Source organism: Aquitalea sp. S1-19 (assembly GCF_024343515.1).
The window spans coordinates 1-6,169 of record NZ_RJTZ01000146.1 but is presented as its reverse complement, the minus strand read 5'-3'; the positions used below and the strand labels follow the sequence as shown (position 1 = coordinate 6,169).

Annotated in this window: 6 protein-coding genes; 3 read left to right on the top strand and 3 right to left on the bottom strand. The window is 61.4% G+C overall.

All coding sequences use genetic code 11. From position 1 onward, the window contains the following. Together EGI20_RS15900 and EGI20_RS15895 are read right to left on the bottom strand one after the other, a co-directional pair. On the bottom strand, positions 1 to 661 hold a 661-nt coding region (locus EGI20_RS15900), incomplete at its 3' end, for a zinc-binding dehydrogenase (RefSeq protein WP_498632636.1). A gap of 84 nt (positions 662 to 745) precedes the next feature. After that, positions 746 to 1,537 (bottom strand): outer membrane protein assembly factor BamD, encoded by a 792-nt coding sequence (locus EGI20_RS15895; RefSeq protein WP_124735887.1) that lies wholly within the window; start codon positions 1,535 to 1,537, stop codon positions 746 to 748. Between EGI20_RS15895 and rluD the strand changes: the two genes are divergently transcribed. From rluD to EGI20_RS15880, 3 genes are read left to right on the top strand one after another with little or no spacing between them, the layout of a single operon-like run. Further along, positions 1,536 to 2,627 (top strand): 23S rRNA pseudouridine(1911/1915/1917) synthase RluD, encoded by a 1,092-nt coding sequence (gene rluD, locus EGI20_RS15890; RefSeq protein WP_498632634.1) that lies wholly within the window; start codon positions 1,536 to 1,538, stop codon positions 2,625 to 2,627. The genes EGI20_RS15895 and rluD overlap by 2 nt on opposite strands. Further along, on the top strand, positions 2,614 to 3,378 hold the full coding sequence (pgeF, locus tag EGI20_RS15885) for a peptidoglycan editing factor PgeF (protein ID WP_498632632.1): 765 nt from the start codon (positions 2,614 to 2,616) through the stop codon (positions 3,376 to 3,378). The genes rluD and pgeF overlap by 14 nt, the downstream gene beginning before the upstream one ends. A 57-nt stretch (positions 3,379 to 3,435) precedes the next feature. After that, positions 3,436 to 3,678: a hypothetical protein gene (locus EGI20_RS15880; RefSeq protein WP_498632630.1), complete on the top strand. Its 243-nt coding sequence runs from the start codon at positions 3,436 to 3,438 to the stop codon at positions 3,676 to 3,678. Here the strand turns inward: EGI20_RS15880 and EGI20_RS15875 are convergent. Continuing rightward, positions 3,675 to 6,169 (bottom strand): SbcC/MukB-like Walker B domain-containing protein (locus EGI20_RS15875; RefSeq protein ID WP_498632628.1); only part of this gene is annotated, 2,495 nt, incomplete at its 5' end. The genes EGI20_RS15880 and EGI20_RS15875 overlap by 4 nt on opposite strands.

Genomic DNA, 6,169 nt, shown 5'->3' with positions numbered 1-6,169 from the left:
CACTGTCGAATACCACGTCAAAACCACGCCCGCCGGTCAGGCGCGCTACATAATCGGCCACAGCCTCATCACGGTAATACACCACCTCGTCCGCACCCAGCTGCCTGGCAAGCTTGCCCTTATCCTTGCCCGACACGGTTGCCACCACGCGGCAACCCGCCGCACGTGCCAACTGCACAGCAATATGCCCCACCCCGCCAGCCCCGCCCTGTACCAGCACCGATTGCCCTGGCACCAAAGCGGCGCGCTCGATCAAACCTTCCCATGCTGTCATGCCGACAACCGGCAAAGCCGCGGCACTGGCAAAATCCAGCGTCGCTGGCTTATGCGCCAGCAGGCGTACATCAGCCAGCGCAAACTCGGCCAAAGCGCCCGAATGGGTTTTCAGACCGCCGATAAAACCGAACACGGCATCGCCCACAGCAAAATCCGTCACACCGGAACCCAGCGCATCGATCACGCCGGCTACATCTCCTTGCAAGATGGCGGGTAAAGCAGGTGCCAATGGCACTGCACCCGAGCGTATCTTGCAATCAATGGGATTGACCCCAGTAGCCATCACCTTGATGCGCACCTGCCCGGCCTGCGGCTCGGGCAAGGGCAGCTCGGCCAGCTCGAACTCGGAGGGCGCACCGCACTGGCGGATAATCATGGCTTTCATGTATTGACCTTTCCCGGCTAAGACAAGAGCCGCAATGCGGCTCTTGTTTCATGTCTTGATGTCAGCAGTCAGGCAAGCGCAGGCTTACCAGAATTTCCACCACGAGGTTTCCTTGACCTGCCATGGCTTGGCCAGATAGGCGCTTTGCGGATAATTCAGTACCAGCACACGGCGGGCATCATCAGACAACTGCTTCATCTGCAGCTGATCATAAGCCACCACCATGATGGCCAGCGCTTCTTCACGATAAGCTGTGTTACTGTACTCGCGCACCACATCCTGCGCGCGGTTGGCCGCAGCCAGCCAGGCGCCCCGCTTCATATAGTAACGCGCCACATGCATCTGGTGTCCGCCCAGCGCGTCAACCAGGCGCTGCATTTTTTCGGCGGCATCCTTGCTGTACGGGCTATCAGGAAAGCGGGTGGTCAGATCGCGAAAAGCGTTGAAGGCTTCGCTGGCGGCCTTGGGATCGCGCTCGCTCATGTCCTGCCCCGTCCACTTGGCCAGCGACGTGCTATCGTCGTTGTAGTAGACCAGACCCTTGAGGTAGTACATGTAATCGAGGTTGGGATGCGCCGGATACAGACGCACAAAACGGTTGGCAGCAGCAATGGCCAACTCGGGCTCTGCATCCTTGTAATGGGTGTAGGCCTGGTCCATCAGCGCCTGCTGCGCATAACGGCCATAGGGATAACGTGCTTGTAAAGTTTCATAGAGCTTGATCGCGCGCGTATAATTGCCGCTATTAAGCTCGTCTTTCGCCTCGCCATAGATCTTTTCGACCGTCCAGCCACGCGTTTCATCGTTAGGCTCGCTAGTTGAAGCGCAACCGGCGAGGCCCGCAACCACCAACATCGCAGCAAGATATCTTTTCATGACCAATCCTTATTTCGATGCCGACGATTATAACGACATCTCGGAAGAAAACGAGATGTCGGCGCCCCGCATCATGCATATTCCGCTTTCACTGGCAGGCGAAAGGCTGGACAGCGCCATCGCCAAGCTGATGCCGGAACACTCGCGCAGCCGCCTGACCCAATGGATCAAGGACGGCCACGTCACCCTCAACGGCGCCGTCGTTGCTGGAAAAACCAAGGTAATGGGCGATGAAGTCCTGTCGGTCGAGCCAGTAGAAACAGCGGAAAACCGCGCCTACCTGCCGGAAGACCTGCCGCTGGACATCATTTATCAGGATGAACACATCCTGGTCGTCAACAAGCCCGCCGGCATGGTGGTACACCCTGCTTCGGGCAACTGGTCCGGCACCTTGCTCAATGCCCTCTTGTTCCATTTCCCGGATATTGCCCAAGTGCCGCGCGCCGGCATTGTGCACCGCCTGGACAAGGACACCAGCGGCCTGATGGTGGTGGCCAAGACACTGGCGGCGCAAACCAATCTGGTACGCCAGATGCAGGCACGTACCGTCAAGCGTCTTTACCGCGCTGTGGCCGATGGCGTGGTGCCGTTCGATGGCACCATCAATAGCAATATCGGCCGCGACCCGCACAACCGCCTGAAAATGGCCTGCGTGAAATTCGGCGGCAAGCAGGCTATCACCCATGTGCGGGTGCTGGAACGCTTTGCCGACCATAGCTATATCGAATGCCGCCTGGAAACCGGCCGCACCCACCAGATCCGCGTGCATATGCGCGAAGCCAAACATCCGCTGGCCGGCGACCCGGTGTATGGCGATCCGCGCCACAAAATGGGCGAGGATGTCGCGCGCGCCGTCAAAGGGCTGGCACGTCAGGCGCTGCACGCCTTCCGCCTCAGCCTGCAGCATCCGGCTACCGGCGAAACCAAGACCTGGACCGCACGTATCCCAGATGATATGCGCGCCTTGCTGGCCATTATGCGCGGCGAAGCACAGGAACTGATGCTAGCCAATCTGGACGAAGACGATCTGGACGACGACTGGGATGAGAGCGACGACGAGGGTATCGAGGTGATGTATGTTCGCGACTGACTGGCTTAGCGCGAACTGGCCGGCACCGGCCCATGTCCGCACCCTGGTCACCACCCGCTCTGGCGGTGTCAGCGTTGCGCCTTACACCAGCTTCAACCTGGCTGCCCATGTCGGCGATACGCCTGAACATGTGGCGGAAAACCGCGAGATTCTGCGCCGTTTCCTGCCATGCGAGCCGGCCTGGCTTAATCAGGTACACGGCACGGTCGTGGTGGATGTCGCTTCTTTGGGTGAAAACCCGCCGGAAGCCGACGCCAGTGTCGCCTACCAGTGCGGCAAGGCCAGCGTGGTGATGACCGCCGATTGCCTGCCGGTACTGTTCTGTGACCGCGCCGGCAGCGTGGTGGCCTCGGCCCATGCTGGCTGGCGGGGCCTTGCGGACGGCGTGCTCGAAGCGACCGTCGCGGCCATGAAGGTGGCACCGGATGAAATTCTGGCCTGGATGGGCCCAGCGATCGGACCGGACGCATTTGAAGTCGGAGCCGAAGTACGCAGCGTATTTCTCGCCCATGCCGGCGAAGCCGATGCGGCCTTCAAGGACATCGGCGACGGCAAATTTCTGGCCGACATTTACCTGCTGGCCCGCCAGCGCTTGGCTGAATGCGGCGTTACTGCCGTTTATGGCGGGGATTTTTGCACCGTTATCGACCGCGACCGTTTTTACTCCTACCGGCGCGATGGCGTCAGCGGACGCATGGCCAGCCTGATCTGGCTGGATTGTCCGGAAACCGCATCAGCGCAGACATCCTGAGCCTACACGGCCGGCCGTCACACAGACGACCGGCCGTTTTTATTCGCAGGCAACACCATGCCCGAACAGCCCTACACCCCGATCAGTTGCGACTATCACAGCGAGCTGGAATGGCTGGCACTGCAACGCAAACCCTGCCATATGACTTACCTAGCAGCCGATGGCACGCAAAGCCATTGCCGCAGCATCATCCGCGACATCATCACCCGGGATGCGCAGGAATTCATTGTGCTGGACGACGGCAGCCAGATCCGCCTGGACGCGCTCATTTGCGTAGACGGCAAGCTGCGTCCGCTTTAAGCCACAATTTGCAGGGTTGAAAAGCCGATACCACTAGCCTTGCCCACCCTTATCTGCAGCGGGATGCGTTCCTTCATCGCCTCTACATGGCTGATCACGCCTATCATCTTGCCCGAGGCATTCAGGCTATCCAGCGCATCCAGTGCCAGCTCCAGCGTGTCGGCGTCCAGCGTGCCGAAGCCTTCATCCAGAAACAGGGAGTCGATCGAGGTTTTGTGACTAACCAGATCGGACAAGGCCAGTGCCAGCGCAAGACTCACCAGAAAGCTTTCGCCTCCGGACAGGGTACGCGTATCGCGCGCCACATCGCCTTGCCAGGAGTCGACAATTTCCAGCTCCAGCTCGCCCGTATCCCGGCGCTGCAACACATAGCGCCCATGCAGCATCTGCAACTGGCGATTGGCCAGATAAATCAGATGATCCAGCGTCAAGCCCTGGGCAAACTTGCGGAATTTGTCCCCCTTGGCCGAACCTATCAGCCCGTCCAGATGCTGCCACAGTTCGACATCAGCCGTCTGCGCGGCGATCTGTCCCAGCAAAAGCTGCTGCTTCGCCTTGCGCGCATCGTCTTCGGCCAGACGCCCGGCCAGACCTCCTTGCGCTTTTGCCAGCGCTTGTCGCCTGGCGCCAAGCGTCGAGAGCTGTGCCGCAAGCTCGGCCAAAGGCAATTCGGTCAGCGGCGATGCACGCAAGCCGGAAAGCGTCGCCTGCACCGCCTCCAGCAAGGTCAGTGCCTGCCTCCGTGCCTGCGTAAGATTTTCACGCAGCGCCTGCAAGCGCAGGCGCTCGGCCTCGGGCAAGAGCGCTGCCAGAAAAGCCGTTTCGTCGGCAAACGTACTCTCCGCCAGCGCATCCAGCCAGACACGCCGGGCCGCATCCTGCTCGTGGGCACGCTCCCGCAAGTTAGCAGCCAGCTGCGTCTGCCGCCCTTCCAGTTGCGCCAGCGTGTTTGTCACCGCTTCGGTTTCTTGCTGAAGCTTGGCCAAAGCAGCCGCCCTGTCATCCACGGCAGGCGCTGTCGGCATCACATCCAGCCCCACGCATCCAGCTCTTTGCTGCCAGCTATCCCGCTGCTGGTTGGCAGCAAAGAGCCGCGCCTGTACGCGTAGCCCATCCTGCGCCAGTTGCCGGGCTGTTTGCTCTGCCAGCTGCCAGGCCTGCCACTGGATCGCACGCTCGGCCAGCCACGCAGAGGGCTGTGCCGGCAAGGTCTGGGCAAAAGGCACTAGCGCCAGGCATAACGCCTGATTGTGCTTGTCTTGCGCCAACTGCAATGCAGCCAATGCGCTCTGCCCCTCGTGCAAGCCCTGTGCCAGCGTTGCCTCTTGCTGTTCAAGCAGCGCCAACTGATGACGCACATCGGCCAGATGCTTATCCGCATCAGCGCAGACAGCCTGTGCCGCATACCATGACTGCTCGGCGGCCTCGAAAGCGGCCAAAGCGGCAGCCGCCCGGTCCCGTGCGGCTTCCAGCGTCTGACGCAAGCGGGCGAGTACAGACTCGTCACGCCAGGCATCCCACGCCAGGGCATACACTGAGGCCGCATTCTGCCAGCGCGCTTGCTGCGCCTGATGCTGCGCCATGCTTTCCAGCAGGCGCTGTTCCAGTTGCTGCGCTTCTGCCGTTTTGCGCGCCAGCGTAGCCGCCAACGCCTCCCCCTCCAGCTGCACTTCGGCCAGTCTTGCCCTGACTGCAGCCAATGCCTGCTCACTCTGCGAAGGATCCAGCTGACGATAAGCCTCTAGCGCCGGATGTTCACATGCGCCGCACAAGGGGCAAGCCTCTCCCGGGTGCAGGTGGGCGCGCTGCGCCTCCAGACTCTGGATGCGCAATTCCAGCTCGATTAGCCTTGCCTTGTCTGCTTCTTCAATTTTGAGTGCGCTAAACAGACCGCGTAAACGCATACGCTCGCCAGCAAGTGTCTCCACCTCATGTGCCAGCGGCAGTTTTTGTGCCTGCCAGTGTGTGAGCTCGGCCGCCTGCATACGCAAGCGTGCCCCCTCTTCGTCCAGGCGTAGCGCTGCCAGCGCATCGGCCTGACTTGCCTGCCAGGCGGCGCGCAATTGTGCGGCATCCGCACCCAGGCTTTCCCGTTGCAAGGCTGCCGCCTGCTCCTGCGCCAAGGCTTGCGCATATTGATCTTCGGCGCGGGCAAGGCCCCCGGCCAAGGTCTGGCGCTGCGCACTGGCCACATCCCTTTGTTGCTGCAAGCGCTGCAGTTCGGTGTCTTTGCTGGCTTGCTCGCCCTCCAGTCTTTGCCCCTCGGCAAACAGGCCGCGCCAGACGGGGATCAGCTCGCCCAATTGCGCATGTACGGCATTCAAGGCCATCTGCGCTTCCAGCGCCTGCCTGTCTTGCACCAGTGCGGCCAGCGCCTCACTCTCGGCCGCCGCCTGCACTTCGGCCAAAGCCCACGCCTCACCATGCAGGCGCAAGGACGCGTCACGCGCCGCAAGCTGCTGCTCGCCCAGTTGCGCCTGCATGCCGGCCA